Annotated in this window: 15 protein-coding genes; 13 read left to right on the top strand and 2 right to left on the bottom strand. The window is 60.6% G+C overall.

Annotated features, from left to right (window positions below):
• The first annotated feature begins 231 nt into the window (after nucleotides 1-231).
• From ACFSJC_RS04425 to cysC, 13 genes are all read left to right on the top strand, one after another.
• A complete protein-coding gene (locus ACFSJC_RS04425) occupies nucleotides 232-2,511 on the top strand; it encodes an ATP-binding cassette domain-containing protein (RefSeq protein WP_386023791.1) in 2,280 nt (759 codons plus the stop codon).
• Nucleotides 2,512-2,568: 57 nt separating this feature from the next.
• Nucleotides 2,569-4,449 (top strand): protein kinase domain-containing protein, encoded by a 1,881-nt coding sequence (locus ACFSJC_RS04420; RefSeq protein ID WP_386023788.1) that lies wholly within the window; start codon nucleotides 2,569-2,571, stop codon nucleotides 4,447-4,449.
• Nucleotides 4,450-4,486: 37 nt separating this feature from the next.
• Nucleotides 4,487-5,611, top strand: a complete 1,125-nt coding sequence (locus ACFSJC_RS04415) for a vWA domain-containing protein (protein ID WP_386023785.1) — start codon at nucleotides 4,487-4,489, stop codon at nucleotides 5,609-5,611.
• A gap of 496 nt (nucleotides 5,612-6,107) precedes the next feature.
• A complete protein-coding gene (locus ACFSJC_RS04410) occupies nucleotides 6,108-6,374 on the top strand; it encodes a hypothetical protein (RefSeq protein WP_386023782.1) in 267 nt (88 codons plus the stop codon).
• A gap of 45 nt (nucleotides 6,375-6,419) precedes the next feature.
• On the top strand, nucleotides 6,420-7,112 hold the full coding sequence (locus ACFSJC_RS04405) for a M48 family metallopeptidase (protein ID WP_386023779.1): 693 nt from the start codon (nucleotides 6,420-6,422) through the stop codon (nucleotides 7,110-7,112).
• Between the two features lie 171 nt (nucleotides 7,113-7,283).
• Nucleotides 7,284-7,889: a V-type ATP synthase subunit D gene (locus ACFSJC_RS04400; RefSeq protein ID WP_386023776.1), complete on the top strand. Its 606-nt coding sequence runs from the start codon at nucleotides 7,284-7,286 to the stop codon at nucleotides 7,887-7,889.
• A complete protein-coding gene (locus ACFSJC_RS04395) occupies nucleotides 7,886-9,691 on the top strand; it encodes a V-type ATP synthase subunit I (protein WP_386023773.1) in 1,806 nt (601 codons plus the stop codon). Before ACFSJC_RS04400 ends, ACFSJC_RS04395 begins: the two co-directional genes overlap by 4 nt.
• Nucleotides 9,688-10,134 (top strand): ATP synthase subunit C, encoded by a 447-nt coding sequence (locus ACFSJC_RS04390; protein WP_007041980.1) that lies wholly within the window; start codon nucleotides 9,688-9,690, stop codon nucleotides 10,132-10,134. Before ACFSJC_RS04395 ends, ACFSJC_RS04390 begins: the two co-directional genes overlap by 4 nt.
• 23 nt (nucleotides 10,135-10,157) lie before the next feature.
• Nucleotides 10,158-10,859, top strand: coding sequence for a hypothetical protein (locus ACFSJC_RS04385; RefSeq protein WP_386023770.1), 702 nt, complete (start codon nucleotides 10,158-10,160; stop codon nucleotides 10,857-10,859).
• Nucleotides 10,860-10,871: 12 nt separating this feature from the next.
• Nucleotides 10,872-11,570 (top strand): DUF2764 family protein, encoded by a 699-nt coding sequence (locus tag ACFSJC_RS04380; protein WP_386023767.1) that lies wholly within the window; start codon nucleotides 10,872-10,874, stop codon nucleotides 11,568-11,570.
• Between the two features lie 135 nt (nucleotides 11,571-11,705).
• On the top strand, nucleotides 11,706-13,565 hold the full coding sequence (locus tag ACFSJC_RS04375) for a V-type ATP synthase subunit A (RefSeq protein WP_386023764.1): 1,860 nt from the start codon (nucleotides 11,706-11,708) through the stop codon (nucleotides 13,563-13,565).
• A 144-nt stretch (nucleotides 13,566-13,709) separates the two neighbouring features.
• Complete coding sequence (locus ACFSJC_RS04370) at nucleotides 13,710-14,930, top strand: AAA family ATPase (RefSeq protein ID WP_386023761.1); 1,221 nt, start codon at nucleotides 13,710-13,712, stop codon at nucleotides 14,928-14,930.
• Between the two features lie 131 nt (nucleotides 14,931-15,061).
• A complete protein-coding gene (gene cysC, locus ACFSJC_RS04365) occupies nucleotides 15,062-15,718 on the top strand; it encodes an adenylyl-sulfate kinase (RefSeq protein ID WP_386023758.1) in 657 nt (218 codons plus the stop codon).
• A gap of 95 nt (nucleotides 15,719-15,813) precedes the next feature.
• Here cysC and ACFSJC_RS04360 read toward each other — a convergent pair whose 3' ends face one another.
• Entirely contained in the window at nucleotides 15,814-16,887 is a 1,074-nt protein-coding gene (locus tag ACFSJC_RS04360; RefSeq protein ID WP_386023755.1) for a DUF2333 family protein, read from the bottom strand.
• A 121-nt stretch (nucleotides 16,888-17,008) separates the two neighbouring features.
• Nucleotides 17,009-18,475 (bottom strand): glycosyl hydrolase family 57, encoded by a 1,467-nt coding sequence (locus ACFSJC_RS04355; protein WP_386023752.1) that lies wholly within the window; start codon nucleotides 18,473-18,475, stop codon nucleotides 17,009-17,011.
• Nucleotides 18,476-18,500 lie beyond the last annotated feature (25 nt).

Below are 18,500 nucleotides of genomic sequence, written 5' to 3'. Positions count from 1 at the left end.
ACAGCCACCCACCAGCACAATTCAGCCACTCTGCTGCACACCTGACGCGCTCCTCAAAGCACCGGGGAGAGCGACACTGAACCGCAAAAAAGCCACAGCACACATGGCTCGCTCATGCTTGCCTCTTGCCTGGTGATTGCCTGCCTGTTAGCCTTCGAATGCAATCGATTATGGACACTTCGTTTACGCGTGTTCAACGCGTCCGGCCGGAAACGTCGCAGGAGGCCATAAATGCCGCAGGTCGAGTTCAGGACCTCCCGCAGCTCGCTCGCGAGGATCGACCTGATACCTGATGTTGCTTATTCCATTGGAAGCGATGCAGGTAATTTGGTATCGATTGCAGGTTCCGGTGTACGACCGCTGCATGCGCATCTGTCGTTTCAAGATGGCTCAGCCTTGTTGGCGCCACTCGAAGGCGCCCCGCTCTTCGTCAACGGGGCGGCGATTTCTACAGACACTACGCTATCAGACGGAGACTGGATCGCCTTCGGCGAAACCCTGATTCAGATCCGGCTTCCTGCTGTCGTCCCACATACCGACGGCAATTCACAGATAGTGGCCTCACTGGGCTCGAATCAATCCGGGAGCATTATCGTCGGTCGCGTGCCCGGCTGTGGACTGCCCATCCTTTCTCCACTGGTTTCGCGGGAGCACGCACGGCTCACTCTCAGGCCCGACGGCGTCTTTGTCGAGGATCTTAGAAGCGTCAATGGCACCTGGGTCAATGGTGCACGTATCCGGGCATTGACTCAGCTCGCACCAGGCGACCGAGTTGCATTTGCGAGCTTCGTGTTCGTTTTCACCGGCTCCGCCCTAGAGCCGGTGGACGCGAGCAATCGCATTCGGGTGATCGCTTCTGGCCTCACCAAGACAGTAACCGACCGCACGACACGGCAGCCCCGCCATCTACTTAATGGCATTGGCCTGGTGATCGAGCCCGGCGAATTCGTCGTCATCTTTGGCACCAGCGGATCGGGCAAGTCGACCCTGTTAGATGCCCTGAATGGTCGTCGGCCGGCGTCCTCAGGCCAGGTGCTCTACAACGACGTCGATCTCTATCGCTTCTTCGCCTTGTTCCGCTCGGGTATCGGCTATGTGCCGCAGCAGGACATTGTTCACCGCAAGATCAGTGTCCGCCGTGCCTTGCGCTATACGGCACGCCTGAGATTGCCGCACGACACCTCCGCTCGAGAAATCGATGCGATCATCGAGCGGGTGCTGGACCGCGTGGGGCTCAGAGAGAAGGCCGATCTCGCTGTGGATACGCCTGAGCCTCTGAGCGGAGGTCAGCTAAAGCGGGTCAGCTTGGCGGTCGAGTTGGTTGCCAATCCGCATATTCTTTTCCTCGACGAGGCCACAAGCGGACTGGATGCAGGTACCGACAAGCGGATGATGCGGCTGTTCGCCGACCTCGCAGAAGATGGCAAGACGGTCGCTTGCGTGACACACAGCTTGGAGAACATCGATACCTGCCATCTCGTCGCCCTGCTTCACCAGGGACAATTGGTCTATTACGGACCGCCCGGTGAAGCGGCCGCTCATTTCGGCGTCAAGCGTCTTTCCGACGTTTACGAGGTCCTTGATGGAGGCAGGGGACAAGACTGGAGATCACGCTTCGAAGACTCGCCGCAACATCAACGCTATGTCGAGCAGCGTCTCACGAGTTTGCCCACTGGGCAGGCACCCCAGGCCGCAGGCTCCACACGCCCGTCGTGGCGCCCCTGGAAACTGCTCGACGTTCGCCAGATGCTGACCCTGACGCATCGCTACCTGGACCTATTGCTGTCCGATCGCGTCAATCTTCTGGTTCTGCTCCTGCAAGCACCGCTCATCGCCTTGGTGGTCGGCGCGGTATTCGATACCCAGGGGGAGCTGAGTCAGCGCGCTGCGGCGGAGAGTCAGATCGCTTTCGTGCTGGTTCTATCCGCAATCTGGTTCGGATGCATCAATTCGGCGCGAGAGATCGTCAAGGAGTTGCCTGTATACCTGCGCGAGCGCTCGGTCACTGTCACCCTTCCGGCCTATCTCCTGAGCAAGGTACTGCCGCTTGCGATCTCGTGCCTGGCGCAGGTGGCAAGCTTTCTGGCAATCGTCACCTATATGCTCGACCTGAGCGGACCATTCCTTGATCGGCTATTGACGTTGTTTCTGTCCGGGTTCGCCGCCACCGCAATGGGACTGGCGGTCAGCGCCTTTGTCGACTCGAACGACAAGGCCATCGCGGCCCTACCGCTGTTGCTGATACCCCAGTTCATTCTTTCGAATTCCGTGGTACCCCTGTCTGGAGCGACCGAGACGGTAGCCAAGGTCGTCGTGATTGCCTATTGGGGCATCGATGCCATGCGCTCGACGTTAGATCCAGCGCTCTTGGAGCTGCGCGATCCCACCGGCGCGTTGGTGATTCCGGTCGTCGGCGAGTGGCCGACAACCCTCTGGTATCTTCTCGCCCAGGCTGTAGGTTTTTTCACCCTCACCCTGGCCGGACTCAAGATCAAGGACCGGCGGGTGTAGCATGATCCCAGGTCGAAGCACAGCCGGCGGGGCAGAAGACAGGGATCACCCGGCTCGGTGCTCAACCCGTGGGCACAACCTGCCGTCATGAGCGATTCTACAGAGACCAAGCGGTGCCCCAAATGCGGGGCGACGAATCTGACCGAGGAACTAGCTCACCGGGAATACCGTTGCGGTGACTGTGGTCTTGAACTCGCCCATCTAGATACCCTGTCGAATGGCGTCGTGCGAGGCGTGCTCGGCTGGTTGTTGGACATCGGTACCCTGGTCAACGACCGCTACCGTGTCTCGGCCGTGCTGGGTAAGGGTGGCTTCGGCGTCACCTATCTGGTCGATGATCTGCGTCTGCATGGAAAGCGACGGGCGCTGAAAGAGGTCCCCGAGCTCTATTTCGACGAATACGAGACACGTCTGCTCGGCCGTCTGACGCATCCAGCCATTCCCGACATCACCGACCGCTTCAGCGCCGATGGCATGGTCTACCAGGTGCTGGAGTTCGGCGGCGATCGTACGCTGCGAACCGAGCAGGAACGTCGGGGTGGCCGCATCCCGCTGTTCGTACTCCTGCCTTGGGTTCAGCAGCTATGCGAGGCCCTACAGTACCTTCATGTCCAAGATCCACCCGTGGTACACCGGGACCTCAAACCGGAAAACGTGCTGCTGGACGAGCATGAGCGGGTGATGCTGATCGACTTCGGCATCGCCAAAGAGGCAGCCACGGACACCATGACTCGGACCATCGGTCGCGCCGTGACCCAGGGGTTCAGCCCTCCGGAACAGGTACTCGGCACTGGCACCGATGCCCGATCGGATGTCTATGCCCTGGGAGCCATCCTCTATTTCTGTCTCACGGGGCAGATGCCGCCCGCTGCCCATGAGCGGGTCACAGGTACGGCCATCAAACCGCTGTCGAGCGTCCTGCCTGATATCCCGCCACTCATCGAGTCGGCTGTCATGCAGGCGCTCGAACTCAACATCAATCTTCGCCAACAGTCCATTCCCGAGCTGGCATCGGTTTTCGAACTGATTCAGTCAGGCTCCAGTAGCGCGCGGACGGTTTTGGCTCCGCCAGGGGGTGGGGCCACAGCCGATACAGCCGGCCTTACGCTGCCGAGCGTACAGTTACCTTCACACCGCACTGGGGGTACTGCACCTGCGACGAGCATCCGGGTCGCTCAGCCGCCAATGGTCGAGCCCAAATCGCGCCGAAACGGAGCCCTCATTCTTGCTTCGTCGCTACTCTTGGGGGGCACGGCTGCGGGAGGCTATTGGCTCTGGGTCAAACAGGTCCGTTCGCCCGATCCAGAGATCACCACCGTACCGGAGACTCGCTCGATTGAAGCGACTTCGACGATACGATCGGACGCTGCCGCGAACCGACCCGATAGCGCCGCTGCGCCAACGGCAGCCGGGGCTCAGGAACCATCACCCCCGGTGACAGTGCCGGTTAAGACTCCTGCTGACATGACGGCTGTGGTGCCAGCGACGTCAGGACCTGCTTCCGCCTCTGCCACCAAAACACCTCGGCCAGCGCCGTCGTTGCCATCGGTGTTTTCCAACGAGCAGCCCAAAGAGGCTCGGAGTACCACTGGCGAAGCCAAACCCAAGCAGAACCTGATGGAGCTCTTCGAAGTGCGGCGCAGAGCTGCCTTGTCCACATCAACGCCCGAGAAGTCTGCGAATGTTTCCGGCCAGCCGCCCGCCACAGTTTCCGTCGTTTCGCCCCCTACACCCGAACCGGTGCTACAGCCTACACCGACCCCAAAGATTTCCACCGAGCCCAAAGTAACCACCAAGCCCAAGGTAAAAGCCAAACCAAAGGTGACAGCCAAACCCAAGGTGGCAGCCAGACCTAAACCAACGCCACGCCCCAAACGGAAGACCAGCAGCTCGAGCGATTGGGGATTTCAGTACAAAGGTGCCAGAAAAACCGACTGAGGGTCCACGACCCTGAACTCATATAGGAGTCTCAGCAATGAAGAGCCGTTTGTCGCAATGTAAACGAATGTTCGGCGCTCAGGGATTGGCAGTGCTCATGACCGCTATCGTTGCGCTGACCAGCACCACAGTCTGTGCTCAGGGTTACGGCTTCGCGGCCCCGGGCAACTACGGAGTGAAGATATACAAAACCGATTATTCACTCTATCCATTCGTACAGATCTATTTGCGCACCTTCGATTCACAAATGCAGCCCCTAGTGAACCTCAATGAAATGAATATCGGCCTGATGGTCAAGGGACGCCCCTATGACCCGATGAAACGACAATACGGAATTCAATCGATCCGCAAACGCGAGGAAGCGACGCGATCAGTGGTCGTGGTCGATGCGAGTAAATCGATGGCGGGCAAGCCGTTCAATGATTCGCTGCGGGCGGCGGTCCGCTTTATCGAAAGCAAGAGACCCCAGGATGAGGTTGCCATATTGGCCATCCGCGATACTAAAGAGGGTTTCGACCTGGTCTCGGAGTTTGAGCGTGATGGCGCTGCACTGGTTCGACGGCTGAGCGACATCAAGGTCGACGGATTGAAGACGAGACTGTTCGACACCATCGGTGCAGCCATGCAGATGTGCGCCATGAGCGGACAGGGGTCTGTGCGCACTGCCAACTATATCGTTTCGTGCTCGATTTTGGTGATGTCAGATGGCAAGGACGAGGGAAGTTCTATTCGTCGCGATGAGTTGATGAATCGAATTTCAAACCTCGACATTCCGATTCCAATATATTCGCTAGCTTATTCTAACGTCGACCAGAGCTATTTCAAGAATCTGGAGGCGCTCTCAAAGAATTCATTTGGCATCTATTACGTAATTGGCGAAACCACCGAACAGATGCAGCGAATCGTCGAGCAGGTACAGAACATCCTTCAAAGCGACTACGTCGTCACTTTCCGATCCTACATCGAACCAGATGGCGAACGATACAATGTAAAAATTGGCGTAGAGTTTCCAAGTGGCAGCGGAAAATATGTCTACGACGACACGTTTTTTGAGGCAATTCAGCCACCACCTATGCCTGAGATTATGAATGCCATCAAATTAATGGGCGAGAAAATCAAATTCCTTGATGACAAAAACCCCCATTATCCTCAGCCCCAGTAGAATCGATATCAAAACGCCCCCTGAAGGCAAACGGGCGCCGATTTGATCACCAAACACACGCCCCAGATGCTATTTGTAGATAACATCCGGGGCAAATGGTTCGAATTATCGCAGTCGAATTGTGAGGAACACAGAGATGCAAGCGGTACAGCGAATTGGATTGGTCACCATGATAGCCTTTGGGACTGTAGTCACGTCTGGCTGTAGCTCGACAGGGAGCGTTCAGGATCAAGCAATAGGCACGACGATCGGCGCGGCACTCGGCTGCGGAGTGGGCGCTTTGATTTCGAGAGATGCTAGAGGCTGCGCTGCTGGCGCCGCAGTGGGCGCGGTAGTCGGTTTCGGAACCGTCGTCATTTCACAATACAATGCTCGCCAAGTGCGCTCTGCTTCCAAAGACGCCAGGGTCTACGGCCTGAGTACCGCGCCGTCCACCCCTCAGGTCAAAATCCGCAAGGGTAAATCCTCGCCACGGACTGTCAGACACGGTGACCCAGTGACCATCAGCACGGACTACTCCGTAGCTTTGCCGAAGGGTGTAACCAAGACGCAAGTCAGTGAGAGCTGGGTATTGAAGAAAGACGGTAAAAAAGTCACGAAGCTGCCGGTCAAATCTGCCTCCCGGACAGCTGGGGGATGGGTGGCGGATGCCGAGATCAGCATCCCATCCGAAGTGCCTGCAGGCACGTATGTCATCGAACACCGAGTCCAAGCGGGCAGCAGCTACGATGTAGATGAGTCAACGTTTGTCGTTCGGGGCTGAATAGTGCTCGATTCGTTCCATTAGGGTTGTAGCAAGGAGCGATCCGTGACTCTATCCTTGGCAGGATTATGGTTATTTGGTGGGCTTCTTGGCAATGGTAATGGGGACTGCCGCGCATCTACGGAAGCCGGCATCCGCACGATGCAAAGCCTCGCAGAATCATGGCCCCTTCGGTTCGCAAATGACCCGGTTAGGCGCTATATTCAACGTTTGGGGCAACAACTCGTGGCGGAAGCCGATCTTCATGACGCCGAGAATTGGCGTTTTTTCGTTGTTCGAAATTTGGAGCCTACAGCCTTTGCCGTCGGTGGCAACCGATTCGTCGTTAGCGACGGACTAATCGCTTTCGTGAGAAACGAAAGCGATCTCGCGGCTGTCCTGGCTCATGAGATCGCCCATCAGCGCCTCAGACATTTCTGTGACCATGCCCCGACTGATGCCAAGCGGATCCGTTACGGCTCCATTGTGCAGCACTTCGATCTTGACACAGAACGTGCAGCAGACATTTACGCTCTCCGTCTTCTTGAATCAGCGGGTTACAATCCGGACTCCATGTACGAAGTTCTCCGATGCCTTTCGGAACGACCTGGAGCACCGGTATCGCAACTACAAACGCGCATGCGCTCGCTCAAGCCTTCGTTCACTAATCGTGCAAACATGCCCAATATTGGGAATTTAGAGGAAATCCGCACGCATATTCTTGAAGAGTCGGGAACCCCTATACAACGCTGCCGGTAAGCTTCAAGATGCGGACAATCATCCCCTGGCAGAACGCCGGGGGATGGTCAGTTAAAGCGTTCCCATGAAATCCAGAAAGAGCCGACGCCAAGAAATTTCACAATCAAATTTAAATGGTTGCGAAACAGCATCGCTAAATAAATACACCCTTTATCAGGAAACCCCAGACCCATGGCCCGTCTGAGCCTAAGCAAATCTTCGCTGACCAAACAGACGCGCCAGCTCCAGACCTTCGAGCGCTTTCTGCCCGCGCTCGATCTCAAGCGCAAGCAACTGATGACCGAGCGCGCCAAGGCGCTGAAGGCCCGCGAGGACACCCTGGCCGCCATCGCGGCGCTGCGCGAGGAGGTACGGGAACGTCTGCCGATGCTCGCCCATCGCGAGATCCAGCTCGACGCCCTGGTCCGCCTCAAGGGTGTGCGTCTGGGCGAGGAGAACCGCATGGGCACCAAGCTGCCGGTGCTGCTCGGCGTGGATCTCGAAACGGCCGATTACGGTCTCATGGTCCAGCCGCACTGGGTCGATCCGCTGGTCGACGCCATCGGACGCATGCTGGAACTGCGGGTCCGCCTGGCGCTGGACGAGCGGCGTGTCGCACTTCTGGAAACGGCGGTGCGCAAGGTCACACAGCGGGTGAATCTCTTCGATAAGGTGCTGATCCCACGCACCCGGCAGAACATCAAAACCATCCGCATCTATCTCTCGGATGCCGAGCGCGCGGCCGTGGTACGCTCCAAGATCGCCAAGGCCAAGCGCCATCGCGAGACGACGGCATGAGCATTCTCCCACTCGCTCGACTGACCCTGGCCGGCCTGACCCAAGAAAAGCACGTCGTGCTCGAGCGGCTGCAGACACTCGGCTGTCTGCACCTGTTGCCATTGAGCCCCGCGCCCAAGGAGGCCGAGCGCGCCCCGCCGGCGCATGCTGTGGAAACACGCAAGGCATTGCGCTATCTGGGCGACCTGCCGGACAAGCGCCGCCAGGTCCGCCTGGCGCCGGACTTCGATATCGCCAGCACCACCCGGACCGTGCTCGACAATCAGCAGCGCCTGCGCGAGCTGACCGACCGGCTCGACGGACTGCGGCAGCGTCTAAGCGAGCTCGAACCCTGGGGCGATTTCCGCCTGCCTGCCGAGGACGCACTCGCCGGACGCAAGCTCTGGTTCTACATCGTTCCCGAGCGTCAGATACCCGCACTGCAGTCGCTCGACCTGCCCTGGCAACTGGTGCATCGCGATCAGCGCCACGCCTGGGTGGTGGTCATCCATCCAGAGGAGCCACCGCACGACGCCTTGCCGGTTGCGCGCACCCATACGGGTGCCCTATCCCTCTCGGCGATTCGCCGTCAAGCCGAGGAGACCGAACTCGCGCTGGAGGAGGTGCAAGCGGAGCGCCATGCGCTCACGCGCTGGATCTATCTGATGTCGAGCCATCTGGCCCAGGCCGAGGACCAGGCACGGCTGAAATTCGCCGAAACTCAGACCCTGGACGACGCATCGGTCTTCCTGGTGCAGGGCTGGGTGGCCGAGCGCGACATCCCCGAGGTACGCGCGCTCGCCGAGAACCTCGGGCTCGCGCTGATCCTGGACCCGCCCGGCCCCGACGACGCGCCCCCGACCCTGCTCGACAACCCGCCCGCCATCGCTGCGGGACAGGATCTGGTCGGCTTCTACCAGATGCCGGCCTATCGCGCCTGGGACCCGTCGCGGGTGCTCTTCTTCTCCTTTACCCTCTTCTTCGCCCTCATCCTGTCGGACGCGGGCTACGCCTCGGTCCTGGGGCTCCTGTTGGCCGCCTATTGGCGTCGGCTCGGACGCAGCGATTTGGGACAGAGGATGCGCTTGATGGCCTTGGCACTGACCTCGACAGCGTTCCTCTGGGGCGTACTGCTCGGCAGCTATTTCGGCCTCGCCCCGCCGGCCGACAGCCTTCCCGGTCAACTCAAGCTGTTCGAGATCCAGGACTTCGACAGTATGATGAAGCTCTCCGTCGGCATCGGAGTGCTGCATCTGGTGCTCGCCAATGCCGAGATGGCGATGATCCATCGCGGGCGCGCCACCGGCCGCGTCGCCGTGTGTTGGATCGCGGCCCTGATCGGCGGCTTCGCCCTCTGGCTCGGCAGCGACCGGCCATCGGGACACTGGCTACCCATCCTGGGCCAGGTGCTTGGTATCGGTGGTCTGGTCGGCGTCTTCCTGTTCGGTAGCGACCGCCGCGTCGAGGATATCCGCTCGTTCGCGCTGCGCGTTCTGGACGGACTGGCGCAGCTGATCAAGGTCACCCAGGTGTTCGGCGACGTGCTGTCCTATCTGCGACTGTTCGCGCTCGGACTCGCCTCGGCCTCGCTGGCCATCACCTTCAACGATCTCGCCCGCCAGGTGGCCGCGAGCCATCCAGGCGTAGGGCTGCTGATGGCCCTGCTCATCCTCCTCGTCGGCCATCTGCTGAATCTGGCGCTCAGTCTCATGAGCGGCGTGGTGCACGGACTGCGTCTGAACTTCATCGAGTTCTACAACTGGGCACTGTCCGGCGAGGGTTATCCATTCAAGCCATTCAAGAAAGCGGAGCTAGGCGAATGAACGAATTCGTGATCGCCCTGGGTTGGGCGGGACTCTATGGGGTCATGGCACTCTCGGCCATCGGCAGCATCATCGGCTGCGCGGTCGCCGGCCAGGCGGCGATCGGAGCCATGGTGGATACCGAATCGGGCTACGGCCGCTATATCGGCATCTCGGTGATGCCCTCCTCTCAGGTCATCTATGGCATCGTGGTGATGTTCACCCTGCAGCGCCCGGTCACGCCGGAGACCGGACCGGCGCTGTTCGGCATCGGACTGTTCGCCGGTTTGGCGCTCATGATGTCGGCGGTACGCCAGGGTCAGGCCTGCGCCTCGGCGATCCACGCGAGCAAGACCAAGCCCGAGATCTTCGGTCTCTCGCTGGCACCGGCCGCCATCGTCGAGGGCTTCGCCGTCTTCGCCTTCGTTTTCGCCCTGGTCATGGCCGGCGGCATACCCGGCTGACCCCATCGCGGAGGAATAGCGACATGGCGGCAAGCACACAGAAGAGCACGCAGGATCTGGCCTCGTCCGGCGTCGAGGCCCTGATCGAACGGCTGCGCGACGAGGGTGTCGCGAGCGGACGCGCCGAGGCCGAGCAGATCGCTGCAGAGGCCAGGAAACAGGCCGACCACCTTATCCAGGAGGCGGAAGCACGCGCGCGCGCGATTCTTGAATCGGCCCGCCTGGAGGCCGAGTCGCTCAAAAAGGGCGGCGAGGAGGCCCTGCGCATCGCCATGCGCGACACCGTGCTGCGACTCAAGTCGGAGCTCTCCGACCGCTTCAGCGACGAGGTGAAACGGCTCATCGCGGCCGAGATGGAACAGGAGGCCTTCATCGAGCGGCTGATCCTGGAGGTCGCCGGCCGCGCCCGCGAGGAGGCGGGAGTCGATTCGGGCCAGGCGATCGAGATCCAGCTGCCCAAGGCGCTGATCGGTCCCGAGGAGTTGCGACGCAATCCATTGGAACTGCGCGAGGGATCGCTCTCGCACTTCGTGCTATCGCTGGCCGGAAACGTCCTCGCGGAGGGCGTCGACTTCTCGGTCGACAAAACGGACGCGCGCGGAATCCGGCTCTATCTCAGAGACAAGGACGTGCATATCGACCTGACCGACGACACGGTAGCGGCGATCCTGCTCGCGCATCTGCAGCCCAGATTCCGCGCCATCCTCGAAGGCACCGTCAAATAGGATCCAGACACCGTGCCGGACTCCCACCGCTATGCCATGCTGCTGAGCGCCCTGCCCTATCACGGGCCGCTGTTCGGCGCCAAGCAAACGCCCTTGTCGCGCTTTCGGCTGCACCAGCGGCTGGTCCAGCTCGACCCGACCGATGCCTCAGATATCACAATCCTCGGTCAGCTCCTCGACTGGACCCATCAGAATCCGAGCCGCTCCGACGAACAGGCCATGACCGAGGCGAAGCGGCAGGTCGCCGAGATCGCCAACCCCTTCGCCCGCGATCTGGCCGTCTGGCGGCTAGAGCTGCGGACCCTGATCGCCGCGCTGCGTCGGCGCCGGCGCGGCGACCTAGCACCCGAGGATAACCGTTGGGGCTACGGCCGCTGGACCGACACGATTCGACGCAACTGGACCGAGAGCGCCTTCGGACTGCAAGGCGTCTTCCCCTGGCTGCCCGAGGGCGCACGGATGATCGCACTCGGTGACGCGCTCGGTCTGGAGCGACTGCTGCTGCAAACCGTCTGGAATCACCTGGAAGGTATCAGCGGGGGGCATCATTTCGATTTCGAAGCGGTCGTCGTCTATGTGATGCGCTGGGATCTGATCGCGCGCTGGACCAGCTATCAAGACGAAGGCGGGCTGGACCGCTTCGATGCGCTGGTCGCGAACGCCATGGCCGATGTCAATCTGGAGCGCATGATCGAGACCCAAATCGCTTGATGACCCAGAGCCTCGATCGACACAGAACGCCAACCGAGCCGGGATCGATAGGATGACGCGGGATGAGCAGGATCCGAAGCCGCCTTTTGACATCCCGTGCAGGCAAGATCAACGACCAACGATTGCGGAAACACCATGAGCATCCAAGCCCCAGACAATCACCGACCCGACGGCCCTGCCCGGGTCATCTCCGTCCAGGAGAGCCTGGCGACCATCGAGGCCGGCTGGAAGGATGGAGCACGCCTGGCGCTAAAGAAGAACGAGGTGGTCTTCATCGAACCCGACCGCCCAAGCCCGGACGGACGTCAGGAGCAGCTCAAGTCGGAGGTACTGCGGATACGCGGCGATCTGGCCGACATCCAGGTCTTCGAGGACACCCGCGGCGTCTCCATCGGCGATCCGGTCATCCAGACTGGCGAGATGCTGTCGGTGGAGCTCGGCCCGGGCCTGCTCGGCGAGATCTACGACGGGCTACAGAACCCGCTCGAAACGATCGCCATCCAGCACGGTGTCTTTCTGCCGCGCGGGGTCGATCTGGAAGCGCTCGATCGCAACCGCAAATGGTCCTTCGTCCCCAGCGTCCAGCACGGTGCCAAGCTCCGGGCCGGCGGCGTGCTCGGCACCGTCCAAGAAGGCATCTACACCCACAAGATCATGGTGCCCTTCGACGAACCCGGCGAGGTCGAGGTCACCTGGATTCAGGAGGGCAGCGTCACCGTGGACACCCCGGTCGCGCGCATCCGCGACCATCAGGGCCATGAACGCTCGCTCGACCTCACGCGACGCTGGCCGGTGCGCCGCGCCCTGACGGAAACGATGTTGCGCGCACGCACCGTCGAGCGACTTTACCCCGACGCCCCCCTGACCACGACCATCCGGCTGGTCGACACCTTCTTCCCGATCGCGCGCGGCGGCACCGGCTGCATTCCGGGACCGTTCGGAGCGGGCAAGACGGTCCTCCAGCATCTGCTGGCGAAGCATTCCGGGGTCGACATCGTCATCGTCGTCGCCTGCGGCGAGCGGGCCGGCGAGGTCGTCGAAACCATCGCCGAATTTCCGCAGATTCGCGATCCCCGGACCGGCGGCTCGCTCATGGACCGCACCATCATCATTTGCAACACCTCATCCATGCCGGTCGCCTCGCGCGAGGCCTCCATCTACACCGGCCTGACGCTCGGCGAGTACTACCGCCAGATGGGCTATCAGGTGCTGCTGCTAGCCGATTCCACGTCGCGCTGGGCGCAGGCGATGCGCGAAACCTCGGGACGTCTGGAGGAGATCCCCGGCGAAGAGGCCTTCCCCGCCTATCTGGATTCGGCTATCCGTGGTCTCTACGAACGTGCCGGCGTCGTTCGAAGCACGGATGGCTCGACCGGCAGCCTGACCCTGATCGGCACCGTCTCACCGGCCGGGGGCAACTTCGAGGAACCGGTCACCCAATCGACGCTGGGGGCGGTCAAGTGCTTTCTGGGACTCTCCTACGACCGCGCCTACAAGCGCTTCTACCCGGCCATCGACCCGCTCATTTCCTGGTCGCGCTATCTGAACCAGCTCGCCCCCTGGTATGCCGACAACCTGGACCCGACCTGGAACGAGCGGGTCGAGTCCATGCAATCGCTGCTGGAACGGGGCGACGCGATCCAGCAGATGATGCAGGTCACCGGCGAGGAAGGCATCACCACCGAGGACTATGTCGAACTCCAAAAGGCCTTGCTGCTCGACATGGTCTATCTCCAGCAGGATGCCTTCGACGCAGTCGACGCCTCGGTGCCACTGGAGCGCCAGCGTCTGACCTTCGGCCTGCTTTGCGCCCTGATCGCGCGCGATGAGCGGTTCGCCGACAAGAACGCGGCACGCGAACACTTCACACGACTCACCAATCTGTTTAAGAATCTCAACTACGCAGCGACGGACACGCCCGATTTCGAGCGTCTGCTGCAAGAGATCCGCGCCATGGCGACCGGCAACGAACCGAGCGCAGACATCGACCGCTGAGGACGTCGCCCGGTCTGCGCGACAGCAATCAACTCGTGTAAGATTCATCGACTGTAGGGATATCCCGAATCGCCAGCCTCGCGCCTGTTTGCACGGCTGCTACAATCCGTTACCTGAACCGATTTCGAGGCACATCCGAAACAGATGGCACCTGCAACGTCCAATACCGAGCTATCGGCAAAGTCACGCATCGCCGCGATCGGCAAGCTCAACTATCTGGACTTCTTCGGACTCGCGGAACCCCCTTTCCGCAACTCCTCCGACATCGACGAACTCTTTCTGAACGGCCCTCTGACCGAAGCGCAGGCGCAATTCGACACCGCGCTGGACAGTCGAGAGGGCGGCATCCTGGTCGTGAATGGCGCACCGGGATCGGGTAAGACCACCCTGGCCAATCGGATCGCCGAGCGTCGCACCGAGACCAATCGGCTCGCCAAAATCAATCGCACCCAGCTGTCGGAAGACGAATTCCTGCAAACACTGCTGCAGACCTTCGGATTGCAGTCGGAAGGGCTCACGCCGGCCCAGTCCTTGAATCGGTTCAGCGATTTTCTGCATAAGCAGGAGAAGGCAGGCAAGGGCGCCATCCTGGTCATCGACGAGGCACAGAACCTCAAGCCCGGCGTGCTGGAACTGCTACCGAGTCTGCTGCGGCCTCACGATGAGATACGTCCGGGATTCTTCATCATCCTGATCGGCCAGGACGGCTTTGAGCAGTCGCTGGTGATGCACGGCAGCAGACAGCTGAAGGAGACGATCCTCTTTCAGATCTATCTGCCCAAATTGAACGCCACCGACACGGCCGCCTATATCCGATATCAACTGGCCGTAGCCGGCCTCAAACAGGTGACGCCGTTCTCCGATGGAGCCATGTTGCGCATCCATCAGCTCACCGGCGGCAGCATGCGGTTGATCAACACACTCTGTGATTTCGTGCTGTTCAACGCCAGCATGGGCCAGATACACCACATCACCCCGGATCTGGTACAGACCACCTTCAACGCCCTGCAATGGGAACCGTCTAGGGATACGGCCCCGGAGGCGACCGCAGCCAAATCGAGCGCCAATGGAGCCATACCGACGCTCATTCTCGAATTCCGCGAGAACAGCGCATTCCAGATCGACCAGGAAACCGTCACCATCGGGCGCGCCACCGACAACGACATCTGCATCCGCGATCTACGCATCAGCCGCTATCACGCAAGACTCACCACCAGCCGCAAGGGGATCTCGGTCGAGGACCTCGGCAGCACCAACGGGGTGTATGTCAACAAGGAGCGCGTCAAGATCCGCTTGCTCCAAGACGGCGATCTGATCGGTATCGACGAACACCGGATACGTTTCGAGAACCCGCCTGCGGCTTGAGCGGGCATCCCGGCAACGAAACCCGCATCGAAACGCCGAAAGATAGGGGCAGAGGCATCCTTTCGAGATGCACCAGGTCTCCCGCAATGGATCTTCCCTCAAGCATCAACGGACGAAAACGAGATCACGCGATGACAAACGACACCAACGTAACCTGGCACGAGCATCAGGTTGCACGCTCCGACCGCGAGGCAATGAAGGGCCACAAGGGCTGCGTCGTCTGGTTCACGGGGCTCAGCGGCTCGGGCAAGAGCACGCTGGCGAATACGCTCGACCATCGACTGCATGGCCATCGTATCCATAGCGCCGTGCTCGACGGCGACAATGTTCGCCATGCGCTCAACGCCAGCCCCGGCATGCTGCGCGGCGTTCATGGAGACGACTTCGCCGAACGCTTCGGATTGGGTTTCTCGGCCATCGATCGCGAGGAGAATATCCGCAGAATCGGAGCCGTTGCACAGCTCTTCTCGCAGGCAGGGATCATCGCGCTGACGGCCTTCATCAGTCCCTACCGCCAGGACCGCGACCGCGTTCGAGCCACGATGGCGCCGGACGAATTTATCGAGGTCTTCGTCGACACGCCGATCGAGATCTGCGAGCAACGCGATCCCAAGGGGCTTTACAAGAAGGCGCGCGCAGGAGAGATCAAGGGTTTCACCGGAATCGACGACCCTTACGAACAGCCGCTCTCACCGGAATTGACCCTCTACGCAGGCCAGAAATCGCCCGGCGAACTGGTCGATGACGTGATCCAGTATCTTCAGGAGCGAGAAATCGTCCGTCTATAGACTGGGTGAGGAGGCCAGCTACCGGCGCACGGTCCACCCCTGACCGGAATGGACCAGCACGCTGGTAGCTGGTAGCTGGTAGCTGGTAGCTGGAATTATCCTTGCTGCAACAGCTTACGCAGATCGATGACGGCGGCATTGGCCCGCGAGATGTAAGAGGCCATCACCAGCGAGTGGTTGGCCATGGGGCCGAAACCGGTACCGTTGAGAATCAGAGGACTCCAAATGGGGTTCTGAGTATCGTACAGCTTGCGGATGATCTGCTGCAGGGACACCATGGCGTTCTTGTCCTGCAAAACGCTCTTGAAGTCGATTTCCATGGCCTGGAGAGTGTGGATCAACGCCCAAGTGTAGCCACGCGCCTCGAAGAAGATGTCGTCGATTTCCGACCAAGGGGTTTTGTTGACGGACTCCTCGGGAACGGGCGTCGACTGACGCGCACTGGGATCGCCGGACAAACTGGTGTTCAGATCCGACTGACCGACCGCATAGGACAGCCGCAGGGCCAGATTCCCCAGACGCTTCTCGACCAATTGCAGATAGGCGGACAGATTGTCGGCCCGGGCGAAAAATTGGCCATCGGTCGCGCGATCGTCCGAGAGACGCACCAGGTAGCGCTCGAGCGCGGTCAGCCCCTTCTGGTACTCGGACTCGCTTGAGGGAAGGATCCATGAGTTCGAGTCGTAATTGAACTGAGGCTGTGCGATCTGCAGATCCTTGTCTTCGAGCGACTGAGACTGTGACCGACTGAAATCGTTGCGCAAGGCATCGGAAAGGTCACGCAGCTCGGTCAGAACGCCGAATTCCCAGTTCGGGATATTGTCCAGATAGACGCCCGGCGGTGTCATGTCGTTGGTCAGATAGCCGCCCGGCTTATGCAGCAGGGTGTTGCCGATCTCGATCGCCGTGGCGGTGGTATAGGTTCCGGTAACCAGCTTGCCTTGATCGCCACCGACCATTTCGAGCGCGTTCTCCTTGACGTCGAAGGTCGCCGGGGAACGCGACCAGACGATACCCAGGATGAGCACCACGACGACATAGGTGACGAGAAAGAGCCCGGCCGTCCACCAGATGCCTTTCTCCTTCCATATACGCGGATCGTAGAGCGCAATGAGGCGCTTGATCCGCGTCTTCATATTCGGTCTTTCCAGGGATAGGTTTGGACTCATAAAAACTCCTTCATGTTGTTCTTGGGTATCCGCAATCCAGGGAGGAGACTTCCAAGATCTCGCACCCCAATAACCACGATCTTGACTTGGTATATATGGGGCATTCGCCCGATTCAAAGCATCAGGCAAAGTCGTGGCGGACGATGTCCTCGACTCTGCGGCAGATTTCGCGCCCGTATTCGGTCCAGAGCCCCTGCCCCCAATAGCGGTAGCAACTGGTCTGAGAGGCCATCAGATGGAAGAGCGCGTTGCGATAGCGCGCGTCGCCGGTCTCCGTACCCGGCTGCAGAACCTTCTCGCTGAAGAGCGCGCTTGCCGCCTCCATCGGACCAAGGACGTTGTCGTACCCCTTGACCCAGGAGAGATCGCTGGTCCAGCTACCGCCCTCCATGTGGAATCGGCCGTCCTCCTGCTTGAGTTCCTCGATCGCCTTGGCCAGTTTCTCCGGCCCGTCGCCGGGCTGAATTCTCGACCAGATACGATCGTGGAACAGCGGCTGGACCTCGGGCAAATCCGCGACTTCGACACCCATCACGAACAGGTGTTCCAGATATTCGCTGACATTCATCAGGGGCGTCGCCGAGTGGCTGGAGGAAGCGACCACCTCCATGTACTTGCCCGGGAACTCGTTCATCATGACCCCACCGTTCTCGCCATCGGCGATCTGGGTCACCAGCGGCGGGACCGACTTGCCGCCGAGTTCGACCCGCTCAAGCCCTTGAGCCTCGTACCAAGGCTGCATCTGGGCCACAAGCTTGGTGTCCGACCCCTGGGTCTTGACGATGGCGATGATGCTGGTCGTCTCGCCGTGGGAGTTGCTGCAGACCAGCCGGTGCGGGATGTGCGGACGCTCCGGATGCCGGCCGCTGTCGATCTGCTGCACCGTGTGCTCCTGAACCAGGACCCACTGATAGCCGCAGTCGACCAGCGTCTTGACGAATTCGTAGGCCACGTCCGGATGGTTGGGCAGTGCCATCTCGGACGGCGAGAAGCCCCTGACCCGCTCCAACGCCTCCCAGCCGAAGATGGCGGCGAAATGCTGCTGGAAGGCGCGCACATGCAGCCGATAGTCCTGCACCGGTGTCGAGGGCGCCACCGCGTGCCCCCAGGGCATGCCGAGCCACTCGACCGCCCAATTGAAATCCGGGTTGCAGGTGATGGTCTTGAGGGCGTCGATGACGTGATCCTCGCCCATCTTGCGCAACCCGTGCAGTAGCGTGCCGGAATACTCCAGCATGCAGCGCGGCGACTTGCCCTCCCCGATCAACTGCGGGATGAACTCGCCCATGCGCTTGTAACACCAGACGAAGGCCGGGGCGTTGTAGTTATCCCCGATATGCTGGTTGTGCATCATGTACTGCAGATTGCTGATGAGCGCCGCAGTGCGCAGATCCTCGCCACCGGCTGGAATCAGCGGCTGATGCTGGTGCAGGGCGATCGCGCTCGCTGCCCGGATGGCGCCGAAGTCGATACCGCCGCGCTCGGTAAACAGCGTTCGGGAACGCCCCGCCGACAGGACCGCCTCCACCTCCGACTCCCGCCCTGAGACATTGGGGACATCGCCGATATACTCGGGTAGTTGGTTCACGCTCAGCTCCTATCGATTCGCTCGA

The sequence above is a fragment of the Thiorhodococcus fuscus genome, from assembly GCF_042682685.1.
GTDB lineage: Bacteria > Pseudomonadota > Gammaproteobacteria > Chromatiales > Chromatiaceae > Imhoffiella > Imhoffiella fuscus.
Note: the sequence above shows the minus strand (reverse complement) of the source record. Positions and strands in the feature narration are given on the sequence as shown.

What these genes read in the sequence shown, in the direction of transcription:
- ACFSJC_RS04425 (WP_386023791.1), top strand. Translation starts at nt 232, where the DNA reads ATGCCGCAGGTCGAGTTCAGGACCTCCCGCAGCTCGCTCGCGAGGATC.
- ACFSJC_RS04415 (WP_386023785.1), top strand. Translation starts at nt 4,487, where the DNA reads ATGAAGAGCCGTTTGTCGCAATGTAAACGAATGTTCGGCGCTCAGGGA.
- ACFSJC_RS04400 (WP_386023776.1), top strand. Translation starts at nt 7,284, where the DNA reads ATGGCCCGTCTGAGCCTAAGCAAATCTTCGCTGACCAAACAGACGCGC.
- ACFSJC_RS04395 (WP_386023773.1), top strand. Translation starts at nt 7,886, where the DNA reads ATGAGCATTCTCCCACTCGCTCGACTGACCCTGGCCGGCCTGACCCAA.
- ACFSJC_RS04390 (WP_007041980.1), top strand. Translation starts at nt 9,688, where the DNA reads ATGAACGAATTCGTGATCGCCCTGGGTTGGGCGGGACTCTATGGGGTC.
- ACFSJC_RS04385 (WP_386023770.1), top strand. Translation starts at nt 10,158, where the DNA reads ATGGCGGCAAGCACACAGAAGAGCACGCAGGATCTGGCCTCGTCCGGC.
- ACFSJC_RS04375 (WP_386023764.1), top strand. Translation starts at nt 11,706, where the DNA reads ATGAGCATCCAAGCCCCAGACAATCACCGACCCGACGGCCCTGCCCGG.
- ACFSJC_RS04370 (WP_386023761.1), top strand. Translation starts at nt 13,710, where the DNA reads ATGGCACCTGCAACGTCCAATACCGAGCTATCGGCAAAGTCACGCATC.
- cysC (WP_386023758.1), top strand. Translation starts at nt 15,062, where the DNA reads ATGACAAACGACACCAACGTAACCTGGCACGAGCATCAGGTTGCACGC.
- ACFSJC_RS04360 (WP_386023755.1), bottom strand. Translation starts at nt 16,887, where the DNA reads ATGAGTCCAAACCTATCCCTGGAAAGACCGAATATGAAGACGCGGATC.